The organism is Parasphingopyxis sp., assembly GCF_028279465.1.
Taxonomy (GTDB): Bacteria; Pseudomonadota; Alphaproteobacteria; order Sphingomonadales; family Sphingomonadaceae; genus Parasphingopyxis.
In genome coordinates, this window is the sequence record NZ_JANQNS010000014.1 from 125,592 (window position 1) to 146,512 (window position 20,921).

Annotated in this window: 18 protein-coding genes; 8 read left to right on the plus strand and 10 right to left on the minus strand. The window is 64.0% G+C overall.

Features of this window, described 5'->3' with window-relative positions; genetic code table 11:
- Window positions 1–7: 7 nt before the first annotated feature.
- The 3 genes from Q0974_RS08740 to Q0974_RS08750 are packed head-to-tail and all read right to left on the minus strand — an operon-like array spanning window position 8 to window position 2,892.
- The gene (locus Q0974_RS08740; RefSeq protein ID WP_299326602.1) at window positions 8–928 is read right to left on the minus strand and encodes a tyrosine recombinase; all 921 of its coding nucleotides are present in this window, start codon (window positions 926–928) and stop codon (window positions 8–10) included.
- A 4-nt stretch (window positions 929–932) separates the two neighbouring features.
- Window positions 933–2,774 (minus strand): hypothetical protein, encoded by a 1,842-nt coding sequence (locus Q0974_RS08745; protein WP_299326604.1) that lies wholly within the window; start codon window positions 2,772–2,774, stop codon window positions 933–935.
- Window positions 2,755–2,892, minus strand: coding sequence for a hypothetical protein (locus Q0974_RS08750; protein WP_299326607.1), 138 nt, complete (start codon window positions 2,890–2,892; stop codon window positions 2,755–2,757). Before Q0974_RS08750 ends, Q0974_RS08745 begins: the two co-directional genes overlap by 20 nt.
- A 108-nt stretch (window positions 2,893–3,000) precedes the next feature.
- On the opposite strand from Q0974_RS08750, the gene Q0974_RS08755 reads away from it, so the two are divergent.
- Both Q0974_RS08755 and aroB read left to right on the plus strand, forming a co-directional pair.
- Window positions 3,001–3,528, plus strand: a complete 528-nt coding sequence (locus Q0974_RS08755) for a shikimate kinase (protein ID WP_299326610.1) — start codon at window positions 3,001–3,003, stop codon at window positions 3,526–3,528.
- Complete coding sequence (gene aroB / locus Q0974_RS08760) at window positions 3,525–4,640, plus strand: 3-dehydroquinate synthase (protein WP_299326613.1); 1,116 nt, start codon at window positions 3,525–3,527, stop codon at window positions 4,638–4,640. The genes Q0974_RS08755 and aroB overlap by 4 nt, the downstream gene beginning before the upstream one ends.
- Window positions 4,641–4,797: 157 nt before the next feature.
- Here aroB and Q0974_RS08765 read toward each other — a convergent pair whose 3' ends face one another.
- The 5 genes from Q0974_RS08765 to Q0974_RS08785 form a co-directional block, all read right to left on the minus strand.
- Window positions 4,798–6,606, minus strand: coding sequence for a monovalent cation:proton antiporter-2 (CPA2) family protein (locus Q0974_RS08765; RefSeq protein WP_299326616.1), 1,809 nt, complete (start codon window positions 6,604–6,606; stop codon window positions 4,798–4,800).
- Entirely contained in the window at window positions 6,606–7,037 is a 432-nt protein-coding gene (locus Q0974_RS08770; RefSeq protein ID WP_299326619.1) for an iron-sulfur cluster assembly scaffold protein, read from the minus strand. The genes Q0974_RS08765 and Q0974_RS08770 overlap by 1 nt, the downstream gene beginning before the upstream one ends.
- Window positions 7,038–7,083: 46 nt before the next feature.
- Entirely contained in the window at window positions 7,084–7,596 is a 513-nt protein-coding gene (locus Q0974_RS08775) for a CvpA family protein (protein ID WP_299326622.1), read from the minus strand.
- 11 nt (window positions 7,597–7,607) lie between these two features.
- On the minus strand, window positions 7,608–8,987 hold the full coding sequence (gene radA, locus Q0974_RS08780) for a DNA repair protein RadA (RefSeq protein ID WP_299326625.1): 1,380 nt from the start codon (window positions 8,985–8,987) through the stop codon (window positions 7,608–7,610).
- Between the two features lie 131 nt (window positions 8,988–9,118).
- Complete coding sequence (locus Q0974_RS08785; RefSeq protein WP_299326628.1) at window positions 9,119–10,513, minus strand: Mur ligase family protein; 1,395 nt, start codon at window positions 10,511–10,513, stop codon at window positions 9,119–9,121.
- Window positions 10,514–10,580: 67 nt separating this feature from the next.
- Here Q0974_RS08785 and Q0974_RS08790 point away from each other — a divergent pair, with 67 nt between their 5' ends.
- The 3 genes from Q0974_RS08790 to Q0974_RS08800 all read left to right on the plus strand — a co-directional run bounded on the left by Q0974_RS08790 (window position 10,581) and on the right by Q0974_RS08800 (window position 15,466).
- Entirely contained in the window at window positions 10,581–11,399 is an 819-nt protein-coding gene (locus Q0974_RS08790) for an LD-carboxypeptidase (protein WP_299326631.1), read from the plus strand.
- 96 nt (window positions 11,400–11,495) lie between these two features.
- Complete coding sequence (locus Q0974_RS08795) at window positions 11,496–13,124, plus strand: ATP-binding protein (protein WP_299326633.1); 1,629 nt, start codon at window positions 11,496–11,498, stop codon at window positions 13,122–13,124.
- A 41-nt stretch (window positions 13,125–13,165) separates the two neighbouring features.
- Window positions 13,166–15,466, plus strand: coding sequence for a patatin-like protein (locus Q0974_RS08800; protein ID WP_299326635.1), 2,301 nt, complete (start codon window positions 13,166–13,168; stop codon window positions 15,464–15,466).
- A gap of 155 nt (window positions 15,467–15,621) precedes the next feature.
- On the opposite strand, the gene Q0974_RS08805 is transcribed toward Q0974_RS08800, so the two are convergent.
- Both Q0974_RS08805 and Q0974_RS08810 read right to left on the minus strand, forming a co-directional pair.
- Window positions 15,622–16,503 (minus strand): GNAT family N-acetyltransferase, encoded by an 882-nt coding sequence (locus Q0974_RS08805; RefSeq protein ID WP_299326637.1) that lies wholly within the window; start codon window positions 16,501–16,503, stop codon window positions 15,622–15,624.
- Window positions 16,500–17,456: a polysaccharide deacetylase gene (locus Q0974_RS08810; RefSeq protein WP_299326639.1), complete on the minus strand. Its 957-nt coding sequence runs from the start codon at window positions 17,454–17,456 to the stop codon at window positions 16,500–16,502. The genes Q0974_RS08805 and Q0974_RS08810 overlap by 4 nt, the downstream gene beginning before the upstream one ends.
- Before the next feature lie 134 nt (window positions 17,457–17,590).
- Between Q0974_RS08810 and Q0974_RS08815 the strand changes: the two genes are divergently transcribed.
- From Q0974_RS08815 to Q0974_RS08825, 3 genes are all read left to right on the plus strand, one after another.
- Window positions 17,591–18,661, plus strand: a complete 1,071-nt coding sequence (locus Q0974_RS08815; protein WP_299326641.1) for a GNAT family N-acetyltransferase — start codon at window positions 17,591–17,593, stop codon at window positions 18,659–18,661.
- A 92-nt stretch (window positions 18,662–18,753) separates the two neighbouring features.
- Window positions 18,754–19,839 (plus strand): GNAT family N-acetyltransferase, encoded by a 1,086-nt coding sequence (locus tag Q0974_RS08820; protein WP_299326643.1) that lies wholly within the window; start codon window positions 18,754–18,756, stop codon window positions 19,837–19,839.
- On the plus strand, window positions 19,836–20,915 hold the full coding sequence (locus Q0974_RS08825; RefSeq protein ID WP_299326645.1) for a hypothetical protein: 1,080 nt from the start codon (window positions 19,836–19,838) through the stop codon (window positions 20,913–20,915). Before Q0974_RS08820 ends, Q0974_RS08825 begins: the two co-directional genes overlap by 4 nt.
- The last annotated feature ends 6 nt before the right edge of the window (window positions 20,916–20,921 follow it).

A 20,921-nucleotide genomic window follows, 5' to 3' on the forward strand; every position in this document is an offset into this window, starting at 1 on the left:
CGCGCGGTTAAGCCTCCCGAGAGGGCGCGTCAACGAGAGGATGGCGCGCATTGACGAGCGCGACGAGCCGCGCGCTCTCGACATGGGTATAAATCTGCGTCGTCGCGATATCGGCATGGCCGAGCAAGGTCTGCAGTGTCCGCAAGTCCGCGCCCCCTTCGAGCAGATGCGTGGCAAAGGCATGGCGCAGCACATGGGGGCTCACGCGATCAGGTGGGACGCCGGCCTTGGCGGCAAGTTCCTTGACGAGCTGATAGAGGCGAATGCGGCTCAGATGGCTGGTGCGCGAGGGGAAGAGCCAGCGGCTGTCGGACGGCACATGCTCGCGCCAGCGCGCAACGGCCGCCTGCGCCCGGTCCGAAATCGGCACAAGCCGCTCGCGTCCGCCCTTCCCGCGCAGTATCAGAAATGGGGATTCCGGGCGAACCGAGGATCGCGGCAGCGCCACAAGCTCACTGGCGCGCATACCCGATCCGTAGAGCAGCTCGACCAAAGCCGCCATGCGCAAGGCCAGCGGCTTGTCCGTCGCGACATCCCGGTCGAGCGTTTCGAAAATCCGTTCGATATCGGCATGGCTCAGCGATTTGGGCAGGCTGCGCGCCGAACCCGGCCGCGGCAGAGCGGCGGAGGGGTCATCCGCGCGCAGCCCCTCATCGGCGAGAAAGCCGAAAAAGCGCCGTAACGCTGCGGATTTACGGGCCACAGTGGCGCGCGCCAGATCGCGCCAGCTTTCGCCAAGCGTTTCGAGTTCCGCCCGCCCCGCGCTCGCCAGCTCGCCCTCCAATGTCACCGACGATCCGCGCAAATCGGTCTCGTAGGCGGTTAATGTGTTGCGCGAGGCCCCGGCTTCGGCGGCGAGCATTTCGAGAAAGCGCGCGATCAGCAGCGCATCCTCTCCGGGCGCTGGAGCGGGGCGCGGTTCGGCCACGCGATCAGGCGCGCGTGACCGCCTCCGCGGCGATCATCCGGGCTTCGGGTTCGCGGCCCGCCAGGCGATAGGCGCGCACGATATGGTAAAGATGATTGGGCGGGATGCCAGCCCAGCTATCGGCCTGCATGCCGATCGCCGAAATCAGCGCGACGAGCCCGACCCGTCGGCCGCGCGCGACCCGCTCAAGCTGCCGGGTCCAGATATTCTCTCGGTCGAGGCGGAGATCGAACGCCCCATCTGCCTGCTGAATATCGCCCGCATCGAGACGGCCAAGACCCGCCAGAGCCGCAGCCAACAGGCGCGCGCGATGGCGGCCGTCCGCGCCGGCATTATCGGCATAGTCGTCGAGCCGCCCGTAATCGATATCGACCACGGGCCGGGGCGCACCGACGGCCAGCAGGGCCCAAGCCTGATCATTGTCGGCATCGTCGACCAGCGCCGACCAGCGCGCCGCCTGAATGTCGAGCCCGGCCGTCATCATCGCCGCGATCAACCCGTCCGCGGAATCGACGAGATCGGCATTGGGCTGGATACGGGCCGCGGCGCGGGCTGTAAGAATCTGCCCGGCATAGCGGCCGTCTGCGCTATCGCCCTCGGTCCACAATGTCTCCATCGCCGCGATCCGCTCGCCCGGGTCCGCCTCGACATAGGCGGTGCGCAGAATGTCGGTCGTCGATCCCGGAATGGCCGACGGATCGAGCTCGGCCAGCAAGGCGCTATACATCGACACGAGCGCCTGGTTGGACAGCACGCCGATCACCGCCGCCGTCCGCGCGGGCGCGATCCGGTCGGCCAGATCGACGGTGGGCGAGCGCGCACGCCAGGCTTGCACTTGCCGCCCTGAATTTTCGTACAGCTCATCCGGTATCTCGACGCCGGTGGCGTGCGAGACACCGAAGCGCCAGGCGTTAAGCCGCTCCACGCCCTCCCACTCGACAGGGACGGCCCGGGCGCTGCCGCCGGCATTCACCGCGCGGTCGCCGAGCAACATGTCGAAACCGTTGGTGAGTTCGGCGTTGCGAATACTGGCCATCTGGGCCGTCGCCCGCGCGCTTTCCCCGGCAAGCCCTGCGCAAATCGCGTCCGCCATCACCCAGGCCGGGGATTCCGCGGTCTGTCGCGCGCCCGTGACCAAAGGGCAGAAACCGGCAAGGTCACCGCTAGCGAGATTGGTCTGCATCGCGACCGCATAGAGTTTGGGCGTATGACGATCGCTGTCGACGCGCTGGGCCAGCATCTGCGCGCCATCGACTTCGCCCATGCGCAAGAGCAGCCAGGCGCGTTCGGCGACCCAATCCGGCGCGACGACGCCCTCGGGCGTCGGCACCCGGCTCAGCAGCGCACGCCGCAAGCTGATATGCAGCCAGCGCGACGGCCCCGGCGCATCCAGCTCGCGCATCAGGCGCGAAATGTAGCGGCCATCGGCCCCCGCAAAGGCGTCTTCGCCATAGCCGCCAATATCCGGCGTCAGCGGGCCTATCTCCGCCAGCGAGCGCCGCGCCTGGGCCGGCAGCTCATATTCGGTCGGGATAGTTTCGAAACCGAGATCGATATCGCCAATGTCGAACTCGTCAAATCCCTCTTCGTCTCCAACGACGATATCGCTGCTCGCGCGCGGCGCGGCCGGGGACGGAGATGGCGCGGCGGACGGCGCTGTCGGCGCGGCGGGAGCGGGAGCCGCCGGCGGCGGAGGTGGCGGCGGCGGCGCGGCCGGCACGGGGTCGCCGAATCCTTCCGGCAGCAACGATTCCGGCGCGTCCTGCCCGAATGCGGGGACGATCAGCGCATAGGCACTGGCCCCGATTCCCAAAGCTATCAGAGACTTAGTTTTCCAATACTTCATCGGCCACGGGCTCTTCGATCGTCTGCGTTTCGACCTCGGTGTCGATGGTGGAGAGATAATAGATGAAAATCGCCAAACCCACTATAAACACGAGAAAAAGCAGTAGCGAACGCGACATATTCGACAGTTACCTCGTTAAGACCAGCTCTTTTTGAGCTTTTGCTGCGACCGGGCGTCTGTTTATACCGCTATTCCCATGACGCCTACCCCATCCCGAAAAACCCCGGTGACGGCCGGAAAAACCCCTATCGACAAGCCGATAGTGCTGGTCGGGTTGATGGGTGTGGGCAAATCGACGATCGGCCGGCGGCTCGCAAACCGGCTCGGCCTGCCTTTTGTCGACTCGGACGACGAGATCGAGGCCGCCGCCGGCATGCAGGTCGGCGAACTTTTCGAAAATTACGGCGAGGACTATTTCCGCGATGGCGAGCGTCGCGTGATCGCGCGGCTGATCGACGGCTCGGTCAAGGTCATCGCGACGGGTGGCGGTGCGTTCGTCAATGACGAAACCCGCTCGCTGATCCTCAAGGACGCGATGGCGATCTGGCTGGATGCCGATATCGACGTGCTGGCCGAACGGGTGTCGCGGCGCGATACGCGCCCGCTCGTGCGCGATACCGATCCGAAGATGGTGCTCAGCGAACTCGCGGCGAAGCGCAACCAATATTACGCCCAGGCCCCCATCCATGTGCAGAGCGGCGAAGGCGCGCATGAGGATACGGTCGACCGGATCATGGAGGCGCTCGCCCAATGAATGCTGGTGCTAACAATCGAGTCACCGTCGCGCTCGGAGCGCGCAGCTATGCAATCGCGATTGCCGATGGGCTGCTCGACACGGCGATGGACAGCCTTGCGGATTATGCCGGCCGCGACCGGATGATCGTCGTTACCGACGAGAATGTGGCGAAGCTCCAGCTACCCCGGCTTACCGAGACGGCGGGGGCGGCGGGCGTCACACTGCATCCCATCATCCTGCCACCGGGCGAAGCGACGAAGAATTGGATACAGCTCGAAACGCTCACGGATCAGCTCCTTGCACTGGGTGTCGAGCGCGGTGATCATATTGTCGCGCTGGGCGGCGGCGTGATCGGCGATCTCACGGGCTTTGCCGCGGCAATCGTCAAGCGCGGCTGCGGCTTTGTGCAGATCCCGACCACCCTGCTCGCCCAGGTCGACAGTTCGGTCGGTGGCAAGACGGCGATTAACAGCCGCGCGGGCAAGAATCTGATCGGCGCGTTCCACCAGCCGGGCTTCGTACTCATCGACCCCTCCGTCCTCGATACGCTGCCGCCACGCGAATTGCGGGCCGGCTATGCCGAGGTCGTGAAATATGGCCTGATCGACGATGCGGATTTCTTCGCATGGTGCGAGGCGCATGGCGCGGACCTGCTCGCCGGAGACCGCGCTGCGCAGACTGAAGCCATCCGCCGCAGCGTGACCGCCAAGGCACGGATCGTCGCCGAGGACGAAACCGAACGCAGCGGCCGCCGGGCATTGCTCAATCTCGGCCATACCTTCGGCCATGCGCTGGAGGCCGAAACGGGTTTTTCCGATGCACTGCTGCATGGCGAAGCCGTGGCGGCCGGCATCTGCCTCGCCTTCGCCTATTCCGCACGGCGCGACCTGTGCAGCGCGGCGGACGCCGAACGCGTCGCCGCGCATTTCTCCGACGCCGGACTGCCAAACGGACTCGCCGCAGCGGGCGTGCAGACCGACGGCGCAACGCTCACCGCCCATATGATGCACGACAAGAAGATGGAGGGCGGCACCCTGCCCTTCCTGCTCGCGCGCGGCATTGGCGAGACGTTTCTGGCGCGCGATGTCGATCTAAGCGATGTGGCGGCGTTTCTGGACGAGGTCGACTAGCGCCGAATGTGATTAGCCGAAACGTCATTGCCAGGAGGTCCGAACTCGGTTCGGGCCGACGCGGCAATCCAGAGCTGCAAGCGACATCTTTTGCAGCTCTGGATTGCTTCGCTCCGCTCGCAATGACGTTACTTGGCACTCAGCAACCAGGCCCTGCTTAACGCGGCTCGGCCCCATCGAAGTCCAGCGATTCCGGGCCGCCGAAGCTCATCTCCGCGCCCGCATGCATATCGCCTTCCTCGCGCTGCATCGCCAGCCGGTCGCAATCGCGCTTGCGAAATTCCTCCTCGACCCGATCGATCAAAGTCTCGTCGAGATCGACCAGCTCCATCGCCTTGCGCGCCATGGCGATCGCCGACTCCAGAACTTCCCGGAACGCGCCGTCCAGCTCGCCCTCGCCCATCGCGAGCAGATGGCGGCGGTCGAATGCGCGGCCGAGGATCTTCGTCTTGGGGAAGGCCATGCGGATCGCTTCGAGCCGCTCCTCGTCGAGTCCCGTGCCATCGTTGCAAAACAGGATAGCGCGCGCTTCGTCCCCGCCCGCCTCGCGCAGCAGATCGACGCGTAGCCCGTCGCCATAATAGACTTTGCGCCCGAATTCGCCCGAGAGATCAATCTGGTCGGGTTTGGAGTCGATGAGCGTGACCGGGATGTTCGCGCCCATCAGCATCTGCGAGACCGTCTGACCGAAACGGCCATGGCCGACAACTATCGCGCCAGCCGGCGGCGCGGCATCAGGACCATCCAGATCGTCGCGGGTTGATGCCTTCACGCCGCCAAAGCGCTTCGCCAGCGCCATCAGGAACGGCGTCGTCGCCATGGACAGGGTGACTACCGCGCCGAACAGGCTGGTCGCGGTTTCGGTCACGAGCAGCGCGCGCTCCGCTTCGGCAAAGAGGACAAAGGCGAATTCGCCGCCCTGACTGAGCAGCAGGCCCATGACGAAGGCGGCCCGCGCTTTGACCCCGAACAGCATCGCCAGCCCGAAGATGACAGCTACCTTGGTCGCCACCAGCGCTGCGGCCATACCGATCACGAAGAGCGGTTCGGCAAGCACAACGCCAACATCGAGCATCATGCCGACCGCAAGGAAGAACAGGCCGAGCAGGATCGAGCGAAACGGATCGACATCGGCTTCGAGCTCATGCCGATAGGGCGAGTTGGCGAGCATCACGCCCGCGACGAAAGCCCCGAGCGCCATGGACAGGCCCAGCGCGTCCATCAAGGCGGCAGCGGCGAATACCGTGAACAGGCCTGTGACGATGAACAGCTCGCGCTCGGCAAACCGGCCGACCAGGTTGAGCAAGGGGCTGAGCACGAAGCGTCCCGCGGCGACCAGCCCAACAATCGCGACGACGGCATAGATTGCGAGCAGCCAGCCCGGCGGCGCGCCCGGATCGGCCGGCGCGCGCGAAAGCACGGCAACGAGCGTCAGCAAGGGAACGATGGACAGATCCTGAAAGAGCAGTACGGAAAAGGCGCGCTCGCCGAGCGGCGTGTTGAGCCGTCCCTCTGACTGGAGCAGCGGCAACACCTGTGCGGTCGAGGAGAGCGCCAGCGCCATGCCGATCGCGATCGCCGCGGCAACCGTAAAGCTCGTGCCTGCCAGCACCAGCCCGGTAATCGCGACGCCACTCACCACGACCTGCAACAGGCCGAGCCCGAAAATGTCGCGGCGCAAGCGCCAGAGCCGGGCCGGCGCGAGTTCCAGCCCGACAAGAAACAGCAGCAACACGATGCCGATTTCGGCGACGGCCAATATCGATTCGCCGCTCTCTATGAGCCCAAGCCCGAACGGACCGACGACGATGCCGGCGATCAGATAGCCAAGAACCGCGCCGAGGCCGATCCGGCGAAACAGCAAAACGAAGGCGAGCGCCGCGCCGAGCAGGATAAACCCGTCGAGCAGCAATTCACCGGTCAGGCCGTGACCGCCGCCATGCTCCTCCGCGCTTTCCCCGGCCATCAGGCGGCGATCCGGGCCTGAGCGGCGGCATCCGCGACAGCCTCAAAGGCGAGCCGGATCGAGGCGTGACGCGCCTTGTGCGGCAGTGCGGGCGCCAAAATATCAAGCCCCGGCCAATCACCGGGATCGTCGCGCTCGCCGGCGAGATAGGCGGTCAGCGCATCGCGCGCCGCGGCAAGTTCGATGGCGCTGCGACCCAAAGCATGGCGCGCCATCAACGCCGCCGACGCCTGACCGAGCGCGCAAGCGCGCACCTCTTGACCCAGCGCGGCGATCCGGCCCTCGCTATCCACGCACACATCGACGATCACCCGGCTGCCACAGACCGGCGAGCGTTTCTCAACGCTGGCATGGGGCGCATCGAGCCGCGCCTGATGCGGGATCTCGGTCGCGAGCCTCAGGATTTCGGCATTGTAGAGCGCGGCGGACATAGGCCCGATGTAGCTGCTTCGCCGGCAATTGCCAGTAAGCGGTGCGCTACTCGGCCTCTTCGCCCGTGTCCTGACGCATCTCGACGAAATCGACGATCGCGCGGCTGCTGGCGTTGAGGAGCGGATAAGTTGCGGAATCTTCCATCCATGCCGGGCGATCAGCCCGGCCGCCATAGACGATGTCCACGGCCAGATTGGCGAGCAGGAACAGCAATGTGATTGCGATAAGCCCCTTGATCGCGCCGAACCCGATCCCGAGCAGCCGATCGAACGGACCGATGATCGATTCACGCACGCCGATGCCGAGCTTGCGGCCGATGAAACGACTGCCGAAAAAGAAACCGCCGAACACGAGCGCGAAGGCCAGGATCGGCGCCGCGCCGCCGGGGCCGGTCAGCGCCTCGAACAGGATTGTCGCATCGCCATGGAAGAGCCGGAGCGCAATCACGGCGATCAGCCAGGAAAGCAGCGTCATCACTTCGAAGGTGAAACCGCGCATAAAGCCGCGGATCGCGCCGCCGCCGGCCAGAATCAGAACAATCGCATCAAGCGCGGTCATGATGTCGTCCGCTAGGCGCGGTCCAACAGATGGTCAACCAGCGCGCGAAGTGTGGAGAAGCCGTTGAGCGCCGTGCCGCTCTCCCGGCTATCGACGGCCGACGGCAGAAGCGCCTTGGCAAAACCGAGCTTGGAGGCCTCGCGCAGCCGCAATCCGGCATGGGCGACCGTCCGCACCTCGCCCGACAGAGATATCTCGCCGAACGCGACCGTATCGGCATCGACCGGCCGCTCGGCCAACGCCGAAATCAGCGCCGCCGCCACCGCGAGATCAGCGGCCGGATCGGCAACGCGATAGCCGCCGGCGACGTTCAGATAGACTTCCGATGTCGCAAAACTCAGACCACAGCGCGCCTCCAACACGGCGAGGATCATCGCCAGCCGCCCCGAATCCCATCCGACGACGGCGCGGCGCGGCGTCGCCCCGCTCGCCAGCCGCACGACCAAGGCCTGTATCTCGACCAGCACCGGCCGTGTCCCTTCAAGTGCCGGGAAGACGACCGCGCCGCTGACATCGTCCTGCCGGTTGGTCAGGAACAGCGAGGAGGGATTGGCGACCTCTTCAAGCCCCTGCTCGGCCATCGCGAAGACGCCGATCTCGTCGGTGCCGCCGAACCGGTTCTTGATCGCGCGCAGGATGCGATATTGATGGCTGCGCTCGCCTTCGAAGCTCAGCACCGTATCGACCATATGTTCGAGCACGCGCGGGCCCGCGATCGCACCGTCCTTGGTGACATGCCCGACCAGCACCATGGCCGTGCCGCGCTCCTTGGCGAAACGGATCAGCTCCTGCGCCGAGGCGCGCACCTGGCTCACCGTGCCCGGCGCGCCTTCGATCAGGTCGCTGTGCATGGTCTGGATCGAATCGATCACGAGCAGCGCCGGCGGCTTCGCACCGCCCTCGCCAAGCGTTGTCAGGATATCGCGCACCGATGTGGCTGCGGCGAGCTTCATCGGCGCTTCGCCAAGCCCCAGCCGCCGGGCGCGCAGCCGGATCTGATCCGCCGCTTCCTCGCCCGAAATATAGGTGACGTCATGGCCCCGTTTGGCAATAATCGCGCTTGCCTGGAGGAGCAGCGTCGATTTGCCGATACCCGGATCGCCGCCGAGCAAAGTTGCGGAGCCTTCGACCAGCCCCCCGCCGAGCGCGCGATCGAGTTCGGCAATGCCGGTCGTGATCCGCTCCGGCAGCGCGATATCGGCGTCGAGGCCGACGAGATCGACGGCTTTCCCGCCCGATTGCAGGTTATGTTTGGCCTGGAACGGTGTCACCACGCCGCCTGCATCCTCGACCAGCGTATTCCATTCCCCGCAGTCCGCGCACTGGCCCTGCCATTTGGACGCAACGGCCCCGCAGGACTGGCAGACATAGCGTTTTTTCGGTTTGGCCATGGCGATTCCATAGCGAGAACAAAAGGGGAATACTAGAGGGTGTGCGTATCGGTGTGTATGTCATTCCCGCGAAGGCGGGAATCCAGATCGGACGTTGGAACTGGATTCCCGCCTTCGCGGGAATGACGAAGTCAGGATTTGATCCAGCCCAGCAAATCCGCCGCGAATGACGACAATGTATCGTCGCGCGCGCCCATCACGATAATCCGATCCCCCGGCCGCGCCAGTTCGGTCAGCCGCACGCCACAGTCCTTGCGATCCGGGATATGCGCCGCCTGCCGCCCGGCCCGCACCACGCCGTCGACGATGACGTCACTGCCTATACTGCGATCTGTCGTACCTCCAAAATAGACAGGATTACATAGGATTAAGTGATCTTCTTCAGAAATATTATCAGCAAAACAGGCGATCAGCTCGGTGCCCATCTGCTTGAGCGGGCCATAGCCGTGCGGCTGGAAAAAGACGAGCAGCCGGCCAGGAAAGGCGTGGAGCGTCTTGAGGGTCGCGGCGATCTTGTCCGGATTATGCCCGAAATCGTCGATCACGGTGACGTCATGCGCCGTGCCGACAATCTCGAACCGCCGCCGGAGCCCCAGAAAACGGCCGATCGAGGCGGCCGCGTCCGCCAGCGGGATATCGCAAGCGCGCGCCGCGGCAATCGCCGCCAGCGCGTTCGCCGCATTGTGCAGGCCGGGGACGGCCAGCTCGACATGGCGGCTTTCCGCGCCCTCGATGACGTCGAACGTCACCGACAACGGCCGCTCGACGACATTGGCGCCCCGGATATCGGCTCTCTCGCCGAAACCGACGCGGCACAACCGATCCGGCGCGACCGTTTCGGCCAGCGCGGCGCTTTCGGCATCGTCGATATTGACGATCGCGCGACCCGCGCGCTCGAGAAACCCGCCGAACAGCGTGCGCAATTCCTCCATCGATTTATGATCGAGCGAGATATTGTTGAGGATCGCGATATCCGGCGCGTACAAGGCGATGGAACCGTCACTCTCGTCCACCTCGCTGACAAACGCATCGCCCTGCCCCACCAGCGCACTGGCGAAGGGCGTTTCGTCGGAAATGAAATTCTTCATGACCGCGCCGTTCATGACGGTGGGGTCGCGCCCGCAATCGTGCAGGATCCAGCCGATCATGCCGGTGACCGTCGATTTCCCGCTGGTGCCCGCGACGCCGATGCTGCGCGACGCTGCATTGAACAGGCTGGCGAGCAGCTCCGGGCGAGTCATCCGGTCCAGCCCGAGTGCGCGTGACGCCATGACGTCAGGCACCGTGTCTTCCACGGCGGCGGACGCCACAAGTATCTGATTCTTATCGGTCAATCCGCTGCCATCCTGCGGGAACAGATCGATGCCCTGCCCCCGCAACCAGTCGAATTTGTCCGCCGTCCGCCCCTGGTCGAGCGCCCGGTCCGATCCTGCGACCGTGAAACCGCGCCCGCTCAGGATGCTTGCGAGCGGCAGCATCCCGCTGCCGCCGATTCCGCAGAAGAAATAGGATTTGTCCTCGGTCATCCCGCCTCGCTATGGGGAGCGGCGCAGTTTTTCAATTTCGGAGATGCGGGCGATGGGAATAAATGCGATGCGCATCGGCATTGTCGCGGCCGGTTCGCCGTTCGATCCTGACATCGCGGATCGTGTGAAGGCCCTGGCCGCATCGCTGTTCCCCGGGAATCCGCCCGAGCTTATCGTCCATCCCAACAGTTTCCTGCGACACGGCCATTTCGCGGGGCCCGATAGAGCGCGCACCGAAGCTTTCCTCGATATCGCTAACGATCCTGGTATCGATGCGCTCTGGTTCGCCCGGGGCGGTTATGGGGCGTGCCGGGTCGCCGAGGCGGCACTGGCCGGGCTTGAACCAGCGGCGCGCAATAAAGTCTATCTCGGCTATAGCGATGCCGGCGTGATGCTCGCCGCGCTTTATCGAGAGGGCTATCGTGTCGCGCATGGGCCGATGTGCCAGGACATCGTGCGCGACGGTGGCGAAGCGGCAATCGCGCGAGCCCTGCGCTGGCTTGTGGATAAGGACCCGACCGCGCTCGAACCCTCGCTGGACGGCGCCACGCCCGCCGCGGCCTTCAACATGATCACGCTGAGCCAGATCCTCGGCACGCCGCTCCAGCCAGACTTCGCAAATCATGTGATAATGATTGAAGAAATATCTGAATATCTGTATAAAATTGACAGAACCATGTACCATATCACGGCCAATCCGGGCATCCGAAAAGCGGCCGGCATTCGCCTCGGCCGGTGCAGCGATATGATCCAGAATGACACGGATTTCGGCATGACCGCCGAAGAGATTGTCCACCATTGGTGCGAGCGGTCCGGAATCCCCTTTCTGGGCTCCGCCGATATCGGTCATGACGCCGCCAACCGCATCGTCCCCTTTGGCATTTGAAAAATTGGCGAAATCAGCCCGAATTTTACCGAAAATTAACCATGTGCCGCGAGAAGCGATGCTAGGGACAAGAGCTATTCAGCCGGGGGTACATCAATGGCGGATTTGTCAGCCGAGGCGACGCTCGACACGGCGCGGCACAAGGCCTTGCGCCGGATGTACGCCGAAACCCAGAGTTTCGTCTGCCGCTTTACCGCCGATGTCGGCTTCGACGAGGCGCAGCCCGACTGGGCCGCGCTGACCGGCCAGGCCCGGCCCGAATATGACGGCCATGGCTGGATGGACGCGATCCACCCCGACGATATCGAGATCACGAAACGCGAATGGGAGATAGCGCGCGACGGCGGGTATCAGATGCTGCGCACGCACCGGATCCGCAGCCGCGACGGCGAGTGGCGGCGTTTCGCGGTGAAAGCCGTACCGCAGATCGATGACGACGGTGCAATCCTCTCATGGACGGCAATCCATTCCGACATCACCGACCTCCGGCCGAACAGCCGCGAAAAGGTCGTACCGCTCGAAACCGCCGAACTGCCGCCGCTCGAATCCTCAACGATCATGAACCAGCTCGGCGAAGGTGTGATCGTCACCGATGCACTCGGCCAGATCGTGTTCGTCAACGACAAGGCTGTCGAACTGCATGGCGTCAAAAGCCTCAATGTCGAGCCGGAAAACTATACGGACAGCTATCGCCTGTTCACCGTCGACGGCGCCCCCTACCCGCCGCTCGAACTACCGCTCTCCCGGGCCGTCCTTCGAGGCGAAACGGTCGAAGATACCCGCTGGCGCATCCAGCGGCCCGACGGTACCGAAATTCTCGCGATAGGCACGGCGCGGCCGCTTTACGATTCGGAGGGCAATCAGCAGGGTGGCGTCCTGACGATGCGTGACGACACCGCACGCCATGGCGCGGAAGAACAGCTTGCGTTGCTCAACGAGACGCTCGAGACGCGCGTCACAGAAGCGATAGAAGAACGCGCCATCGCGGAGGAGGCGCTCGTTCAGGCGCAGAAGATGGAAGCCGTTGGCCAACTGACCGGCGGCATCGCGCATGATTTCAACAATCTGCTGACAGTGATCTCGGGCAGCATACAGCTGCTCGAATTGCGGTTGAAAGATACGGACGATGAAAAGGTCCACCGGCATCTCGACGGCATTTCCGGCGCCACGCAACGCGCGGCCGCCCTGACTCAGAGGCTGCTCGCCTTTTCGCGTCGCCAGTCGCTCGCGCCAAAACCAACAAACCTCAGCGCACTGATCGATGAACTCGGCGATATGATCCGGCGCACCATCGGCGAGGCGATCGTCTTCAACACGGAACTGACCGCGGACATGCGCGCCATATTCGTCGATCGCAATCAGCTCGAAAATGTGCTGCTCAATCTCTCGCTCAACGCCCGCGACGCCATGCCGCAGGGCGGACAGCTATGGCTAAAAACCGAAGAGACACGGATCGGCGACGCCGATGCCAATCTCGCAGCGGGCGACTATGCCGTTATCTCCGTCATCGATACGGGCATCGGCATGGACGAAGACACCATCGCCCACGCTTTCGAACCCTTTTTCACGACCAAGGATGTCGGCAAGGGCACGGGCCTCGGCCTCTCGATGATCTACGGTTTTCTGAAACAATCTGGCGGCCATGCCGAGATCAGCTCGGAGCCCGGCGTCGGGACGACGATCAAACTCTATCTGCCAACCTGCGCCGATCGCGGCGACGCATAGCGCGCTCGACAAACCCAGCCTCTCCTGTCACCTAACCGCGCATGCGCGAGAAAGAGCTGCGCCTGGCCCTGGTCTGTTATGGCGGCATCAGCCTCGCAATCTACATGCACGGCATCACCAAGGAGATCTGGCGGCTGCTGCGCGCCAGCCGCGCCTTTCACGACGATCTTGCGCCAGCCGATACTTCGCAGCGCCTCTACCGGGAACTCTTCGAGACAATCGAGCGGGAATGCGGCGTCAAGCTGCGCGCGATGGTCGACATCATCGCCGGCGCGAGCGCAGGCGGGATCAACGGCGTATTTCTCGCCGAGGCGATAACCTCGGGCAAATCGCTCGATCCGCTGACCCAGCTCTGGCTCGACAAGGCCGATGTCGACGTCTTGCTGGCGCCTGACAAACGGCCGATCTCGCGCTTCTCGAAATTCTGGGCGACGCCGATCGCCTGGGCCGTGGCGCGGCGGCGTGGTGGCGCGGTGGCGACGACCGTCGACCCCGAAGCGCAGGACGAGGTCAGCGCAAAGCTCTCGCGCTTCGTGCGCGCCAAATGGTTTCAGCCACCCTTTGGCGGCAAGGGCTTTGCCAATCTCGCCCTCGATGCGCTGGAATCGATGGAAACGATGACGGCGGGCGCGCCGCTGCTGCCGGACGGGCAGCCGCTCGATCTGTTCGTCACCGTCACCGATTTTCACGGCCATCCGCAGAAACTCCGGCTGAACTCGCCGCCCGAGATTACCGAGACCGAGCACCGGCTGACCCTGTCCTTCACCGACCATGGCAGCGAAGAGCGCGATCTGGGCAGCATCGCCGAACTCGCCTTTGCCGTGCGCGCGACGGCCAGTTTTCCCGGCGCCTTTCCGCCCTTCACCGTGCAGGAACTCGATACGGTGCTGGAGGAGCGCGGCATTGCCTGGCCGGGCCGCGATGCGTTTCTGAAGCGCGTATTGCCCAAGCAGTTCGCGGCCGGCACGGCGGAAACGACGGCGCTGATCGACGGGTCGGTGCTCGCCAATGCACCGTTCGGCCCGGCAATCGACGCCTTGCGAGACCGGCCCGCGCATCGCGAGGTCGACCGCCGCTTCGTTTATATCGACCCCAAGCCCGGCATACGCAGCATCCGCATGGGCGAGGATAGCGAGGAGCCGCCCGGCTTTTTCCGCGCGATTTTCGGCGCCCTGTCCGACATCCCGCGCGAACAGCCGATCCGCGACAATCTCGAGGCGATCGAGGAACATTCGCGCCGGATCATGCGCATGCGGCGGATTGTCGAGGCAATCCGGCCGCAGGTCGAAACCGCGATTGCCGACGATTTCGGCCGGACGCTATTCCTCAACCGGCCGACACCGCAACGGCTCGCCGGATGGCGCGCCAAGGCGCAGAATTTCGCGGTGAAGGAGGCCGGCTATGCCTATGCCTCCTATGCCCAGCTCAAACTGTCCGGCATCGTCGAGGAACTGGCCGAAATCCTCGCCGCTCTCGCCGAAGACAGCATAAAGCCGCACGAGATACGGCGCGCGATATGGGAAGATATCGGCAAGCAAGGACTGGGCAAAGCCGATGCGATCACGCTCGACAGCACGAATGAGGAGGCCATCGCCTTTTTCCGCGCGCATGATCTGCTGTTCCGCACGCGCCGCCTGCGCTTCCTGCTGCGTACGCTCCACCAGATCGAGGAAGGCGGGCAGTGTGAACCCGAAGCGATCAACGCGGCGCGCAATGCGATCTACGATACGCTCGGCGACTATCTCGATCGCGAACGGCCCGAATATTATGATGACGCCATGGCGGACGCGGCGCGCGACGCAATGGCGGAACCGGGCGAAGCGCTGGAGCGGCTGGCCACGGCGCGCGATCTGCAGGCCGCCGATGCACGCGGCGAGGAGCTGTTGGCCGAAGCACTGAGCGCCCTGCCCAAGGCCGAGCGGCGCACGATGCTCTTCGCCTATCTGGGCTTTCCTTTTTACGATGTCGCGACGCTGCCGCTGTTGCAGGGCGAAGGGTTGGACGAGTTCGATCCGGTCAAGGTCGACCGGATCGCCCCCGAGGATGCGCAATCGATCCGCGAAGGCGGGGCCGAGGCGACGCTCAAGGGCCTCGAATTCAACAGCTTCGGCGCCTTTTTCAGCCGCAGCTATCGCGAGAATGATTTTCTCTGGGGGCGGCTCCATGGCGCGGAGCGGCTGATCGACATCCTGCTCTCGGCGATACCCGAGGGCGAAGGCCTATCCGAACTCGACGTCGCAGAATTCAAGAAACGCGCCTTTCGCGCCGTGCTCGAAGAGGAACGCCCCCGCCTCACCTATATCCAGCCGCTGATGGATCAGATCGAAACGGAAATCGGCTAGCGAGCGAACAATTTCGAATAAATCGTCATTGCGAGGAGGCCCAAACTTGTTTCGGGGCGACGAAGCAATCCAGAGCGGCTAGCGACATCGCCTGCAGCTCTGGATTGCTTCGCTGCGCTCGCAATGACGGTGTTTCAGTCTGAAATAATCATGCTCTATTCGGCCGCCCGCAAGCGCTTGGCGAACGCGACCATGCGGTCGAAACTGCTGAGCGCCGTAACGAGCGCGCGATTGGCCGGCGTTCTCCGCAACAGTAGCAGATCTGCGCAATCGAGCTTGCCGGTCGCGAAACGGCGCTTCTGCTGCCCATCGCCCTCGGTAAAGTCGAACCGGCGGAAGCGGCTTTCTTCGATGATCTGCCGCAGCGCTTCCATCAGGAGTACCGTGCCCGGCGAATGGCGCGACCATGCGGGATCGTAGCCGAGATAGGCGTAGATCAACGTATCGCCGCCCGCCGGCGCATAGAGATAGCTGACCGGCTTGCCCTCCGCGAACAGCAGCCAGCCGCGCACCTGATCCCGCGCCGCCGCGCGGTTCATATCGGCCACGAACTCCGCATCCTCGGGCAGGCCGTAATCGAGCAACTTCTCCTGATAGGTTTTCGCCGAAAGCCGCCGGGCGAGATCGTGAAATTCGACCATCTCGTCCGGCGTGCGATAGGTACGAAAATCGAGCGTACCGCCGAAGAGCTTGGCGAATTTGCGGACCTTGCGGCGCAGCGTCGAGCGGCTCTTGCCGGAGAAGGTCGCGAGATAATCGTCGAAACTGCCCGACAGGTCGGCATAGCGGCGCGCATAGCGCTGGCGGACGAGCGCGATCGTGTCGTCATCGCGGGCCATCAGCGCAGCAAGCTGCGCCTCGGGCAGCGATGTGACGAAATAGCCATCGGCAGCGGCAGGCAAGACCGGCAGGTCGATCCCCTCCCCGGCCATCGCCTCGTCGAGCGAAAGGCCGACGCGGACCAGCTTGCGCCGCACCGAAAACATGGTGCGGGCGCCAATACGAAAGCGCAGGGGCAGAGAGATCGCGGTCGTCATGCCGCACGCCGTTCGATGAGGTTCGCCCAGAGCTGGCCAATCATGCGGCCGGCGACCAAAGATGCCGACGCCGGTACAGGCTCGATCTCGCAATCCAGCGGGACGTCGTGCAGCACGGAGAAACGCGCGGTCGGCGCATCGGACGCCCGGCGCTCAAGCAACGCGCACAGACCATCGAAGCGGTTCTTGACGACCGGGTTCGGTCGCGCGCCGCCGCGTGTGGCAAGCTCGAAGCTGTGGCCAACGATGGTGACGACCGGATGGGCATTGGCGACGGCATGATCGAGCGCATGCTCCATCTCGGCCAGCGAGACCGCGCAAATCTGCAAATGCCGCAACCCGCCATTACCGAGCCGTATCTGCGATACCGGAATTTCGATCACGCCTTCATGCGCAACCGGTGCGACCTGATCGAGTGGCAGCGACAATGCGCTCGGCCATGGCCCCTCGCAGCCATTATGGCTGGAATCGATGGCGATGCCGATATCGGTCAGCGCCTTCAGACTATCGTCATTCACCGCATAGCTGCCCGAACGGAAGGCAGTCGGTTCGGGCGCGCCGGCGGCAACGAGCAAATCGCGTGCTTCGGCGATTAAATCGCGCTGTTTCTCATAGGAATGATCGATCAGCTCGAACACCGTATCGGGCGCGACCGTGCCGTCGGCCCGCGCCTGCTCCCACATCGGATGGAGATGGAGCTGCACCTCTTGCCCCGCCGATAGCACAGTATCGACCATGCGCTTGACCGGATCGAGGCCGTAGAGCTTCGCGGGCATCGGATCGATAAAGAAACAGGCCTTCAGGCCGTGCCGGTTCACGACGTCTAACTGATAGCTAAGGCCGACTCCGGCGGATTCGATACTGTGCGCGTAATTCTCCTCCCAGCCCGAACCGGCCAGATGATGCCGCCAGGTCAGCTCCGTATCGATCGTCAGAAGCACGCGCGTGTTCATGACTATCGCATAGCCTCAGGCCGATAACATTCGGTAAACCATTGGCGCGCCCGCGCGCCTAAACACCATATTAAGCCTGATCGGCTATGCCCCTGCGAACCAAAGACAAGCATGTGCGGAGACGCGCCATTTTCATGCAGCGCATAAAGGACGGCCAGGCGATTGGCGGCGGCTGGGTACGGCCGGAGCGTGCGGCGCTGGAGCGGCTGACCGAAGCGGCCGATCCGCTGCACGTCTTTCTGCGGCCGCGCTGGTATGAAGCCTCACATGCCGATGTCGTGTTTCACGGTTTCGAGAGCAGCGGACGGCTGATCGCCGCCTTTCCGCTGACACCGCGCAAAATGGGACCGTTCACAGTCCAGGAAGTCGCCGGACCCTATTGGCCATTCCGCAGCATCCCGCTCGCCCAAGACGCTTCGGACACCGAGATATCCGCAATGCTGTCCGGAAGCGCTGCGCGCGATGCACTGGGCAGTGCTTGGCGGCTCGGCCCGGTTCAGGATAACGATCCCGCGCTGACGCGCCTGCTGCCAGCCGCGCGCAAGGGCGGATGGACGATGTTCCGCCGTTCCATTGCCCACAGCTTCGATATCGATGTTGCGACGCTGCAGGCGAAAAAGCCGTGGCCGAGCAAATCTGCGATCCGGCAAAGCCGCAACTATGCGAACCGGCTCGCGCGCATCGGCGAGGTCGACTATCGCCACGCGACCGGCGCCGACTGGACCGCCGAGGATCGCGATGCGATGGCCGAAATCGAGGCGAAGAGCTGGCTCGCCGATCAGGGCGACGATGCGGATACGAAGTTCCGCGATCCGGCCGCGCGCGCGATGTGGGAAGCGGTGGCCGACGATCCGGCTCTCGCGCCGTTCGTTTTCTGCAGCATCATGCGGGTCGACGGCATACCAGCGGCCTTCACCTTCGGCCTCGAGATCGGCTCGATCCGCTATCAGATCGCGAATAATTTCAACGAAGCATTCAAGGAATGCAGTCCCGGCCGGATCATCCTGACGATGAACTATGCCGATGCGGCCGAGCGCGGCGTCCCCGTCATCAACTGGGGCGCGGGCGATGCCGGGTACAAGTCGCGCTACGGCGCGGAGCCCGGGCCGGAGATCGTCGATCAGCTCTTCCTCGACAAGGCCAGTTGGATCGAACCGCTGGCGAGCACGATTCTCTCGCGGCGCGGCTGGCGGCGATTCCGCTGATCACAGTCTTAACAAGGGTTTAGCTAAACCGCCGACCCCGTTAATCATGAATGTTCGCGACAATAGGTGCATTCCCATGCATTAATATTGTCATGCTTTTGCAACACGTTAACAGAAATGGTTACCGCGACGTCCGGATATCGGACGGCGCCGATGCGGACATCGACACACTCGCCTCCGCATCGCCGCCCGCTCGTCGCTTCTTGCGAGCGGGCTGGTTTCGCGCTGCGTCGCCAAACCTGCAGATCCTGTCCGCCGAGCGGCCGGACGGCAGCCCGATCCTCGCCCTGCCCTATGGCCATCGCCGGATCGGCCCGCTGCGGCTGCGCGAAGTCGCTGGCGGCTATTGGCCATTTCGCAGTTTCGCTCTTTCAAGCGATGCGAGCATGACCGAGCTCAAGGCAGTCCTCGAAAACAAACAGACTGCGAAAGAGCTCGGCCGTATCTGGCGTCTGGGACCGGTCTATAGCGACGATCCGACCGCGCGGCGGTTGCTCAAGGCAGCGCCCGAAGCCGGGTGGAATGTCATCCAACGGCCGACGGCCAGGGTGTACGAACTCGATCTGCAGGCGCAACGGCAGGACGGCCCTTGGCCGCGCACCAAGACGCTGCGGAAGAATCGCTGGCGCGAGCGCCGATTGGCGAGCGACGGCGAGGTGCGGTACGAATTTCTGACCGGCCGCGATCTGACCGCCGAATGCTGCGATGCGATGGCCGAGATCGAGAAAAATTCCTGGCTCGCCGATCTCAATGACGGCGGCGACACCAAATTCCTCAATCCGGCGATACGGGAGGTCTGGCAGCGTATAGCCGCGGACGACGACCTCGCGCCGATGCTGTTCGGCAGCCTGATGTGGATCGGCGACCGGCCGGCCGCCTTCGCCTTCGGCGTCGAGGCCGGTGACACGCGCTACTATATCGCCAACAATTATGACGCGCATTTTTCGAAATTCGGACCCGGCAAGCTGCTTCTTTACGCCGATTTCGAGCGTGCGGCGGATGCTGGAATACGCCTCATAAGCTGGGGCGCGGGCGATGCCGGTTACAAGTCCGAGATGGGCGCCGAACCCGGCCCCGAAATCAGCGATCTGTTTTTCGTACGCGGCCGACCGCTCGCCGCGCTGCTCCGCCCGCTGCTGATGCGCGGCGCGCACCATGATGAGGAGACCCGGTCATGACGTCTCATACACATATTGCTCACGATCGCGCGCTCGGCGCGACCCTGCCGATCCCAATCTGGACGGCCGCGATCTTCGCCGGCGCGATGCTCGTCGCGCTGAGCCTCTATGAATATGTTGCATTGGACTGGCATCCGGCGCGCGAAGAGCCCGCGCTCTACACCGTGTATCACTGGATGCGCATGGCGATAACGCTCGCCCTTGCCGCGATGCTGGCGCGCGCAGTCGGCGCGCAGCCCGAACTCGACGATACGCCATCGCTGACCGATCGCGAACGCCAGATGGGTACGGTCAGCCTCGCCATGGCGATCGGTGTTATCGCGCTGCTCGCCGCCAACCGCCCGCTGTTCCACGCCATGGCGGCGGAAGATCTGGCGCTCGAATGGGCGTCGGCCTTGCTGATCTTCGCCGGCGGCGCGCTATTCCTCGCCGCTGCTGCCAATGGCTGGAAGACCGGAAGAAACCGCTTCGATCTGCTCGTCATGCTCGGCTTTGGCGGCCTGTTCCTGCTGATCGCTATGGAAGAGATTTCCTGGGGTCAGCGCGTGATCGGTTTTGCCACGCCCGAAGCAATGGCCGAGGCGAACTGGCAGAATGAGTTCAACTTCCACAATCTCCAGACCGATATTTCGGAACTCGGCTATTATGCGGGCGCGGGTATCCTGCTCATCGTCCTGCCGCTGGTTCGCGATGCGATGCCGAACTGGGCCCCGATCCGTCGATTTGCGGCTTTCATACCCGACCGCATGACCGCACTCGTCAGCGCGCCGATGCTGTTTCTCAGCTATGGGCATTGGAACCTCCTGCCGATCCAGTGGCTCGCCTTTTTCGGGATCATGACCATGGTGATCTTCGCCCGATCGGCTTGGCGACGCGGCAAGCGTGACGAAGCCACGCTGTTCGCGACGATGGGAGCGGCGGTCGCGATCGGACAGCTTGCGGTGCTCACCTTTGGCCCGTCGATGATCGAGATTTTCGACGCCACCGAATATCGCGAATTCTTCATCGCGCTCGGCCTTGCCTGTTTCGCCTGGCAATTTCATCGCGCGCAGAAAACGGCGGCGGCTGACGCCTAGCTCGCG

What these genes read in the sequence shown, in the direction of transcription:
- Q0974_RS08745 (WP_299326604.1), bottom strand. Translation starts at nt 2,774, where the DNA reads ATGAAGTATTGGAAAACTAAGTCTCTGATAGCTTTGGGAATCGGGGCC.
- Q0974_RS08750 (WP_299326607.1), bottom strand. Translation starts at nt 2,892, where the DNA reads ATGTCGCGTTCGCTACTGCTTTTTCTCGTGTTTATAGTGGGTTTGGCG.
- aroB (WP_299326613.1), top strand. Translation starts at nt 3,525, where the DNA reads ATGAATGCTGGTGCTAACAATCGAGTCACCGTCGCGCTCGGAGCGCGC.
- Q0974_RS08765 (WP_299326616.1), bottom strand. Translation starts at nt 6,606, where the DNA reads ATGGCCGGGGAAAGCGCGGAGGAGCATGGCGGCGGTCACGGCCTGACC.
- Q0974_RS08770 (WP_299326619.1), bottom strand. Translation starts at nt 7,037, where the DNA reads ATGTCCGCCGCGCTCTACAATGCCGAAATCCTGAGGCTCGCGACCGAG.
- Q0974_RS08775 (WP_299326622.1), bottom strand. Translation starts at nt 7,596, where the DNA reads ATGACCGCGCTTGATGCGATTGTTCTGATTCTGGCCGGCGGCGGCGCG.
- radA (WP_299326625.1), bottom strand. Translation starts at nt 8,987, where the DNA reads ATGGCCAAACCGAAAAAACGCTATGTCTGCCAGTCCTGCGGGGCCGTT.
- Q0974_RS08785 (WP_299326628.1), bottom strand. Translation starts at nt 10,513, where the DNA reads ATGACCGAGGACAAATCCTATTTCTTCTGCGGAATCGGCGGCAGCGGG.
- Q0974_RS08790 (WP_299326631.1), top strand. Translation starts at nt 10,581, where the DNA reads ATGCGCATCGGCATTGTCGCGGCCGGTTCGCCGTTCGATCCTGACATC.
- Q0974_RS08795 (WP_299326633.1), top strand. Translation starts at nt 11,496, where the DNA reads ATGGCGGATTTGTCAGCCGAGGCGACGCTCGACACGGCGCGGCACAAG.
- Q0974_RS08800 (WP_299326635.1), top strand. Translation starts at nt 13,166, where the DNA reads ATGCGCGAGAAAGAGCTGCGCCTGGCCCTGGTCTGTTATGGCGGCATC.
- Q0974_RS08805 (WP_299326637.1), bottom strand. Translation starts at nt 16,503, where the DNA reads ATGACGACCGCGATCTCTCTGCCCCTGCGCTTTCGTATTGGCGCCCGC.
- Q0974_RS08810 (WP_299326639.1), bottom strand. Translation starts at nt 17,456, where the DNA reads ATGAACACGCGCGTGCTTCTGACGATCGATACGGAGCTGACCTGGCGG.
- Q0974_RS08815 (WP_299326641.1), top strand. Translation starts at nt 17,591, where the DNA reads ATGCAGCGCATAAAGGACGGCCAGGCGATTGGCGGCGGCTGGGTACGG.
- Q0974_RS08820 (WP_299326643.1), top strand. Translation starts at nt 18,754, where the DNA reads ATGCTTTTGCAACACGTTAACAGAAATGGTTACCGCGACGTCCGGATA.
- Q0974_RS08825 (WP_299326645.1), top strand. Translation starts at nt 19,836, where the DNA reads ATGACGTCTCATACACATATTGCTCACGATCGCGCGCTCGGCGCGACC.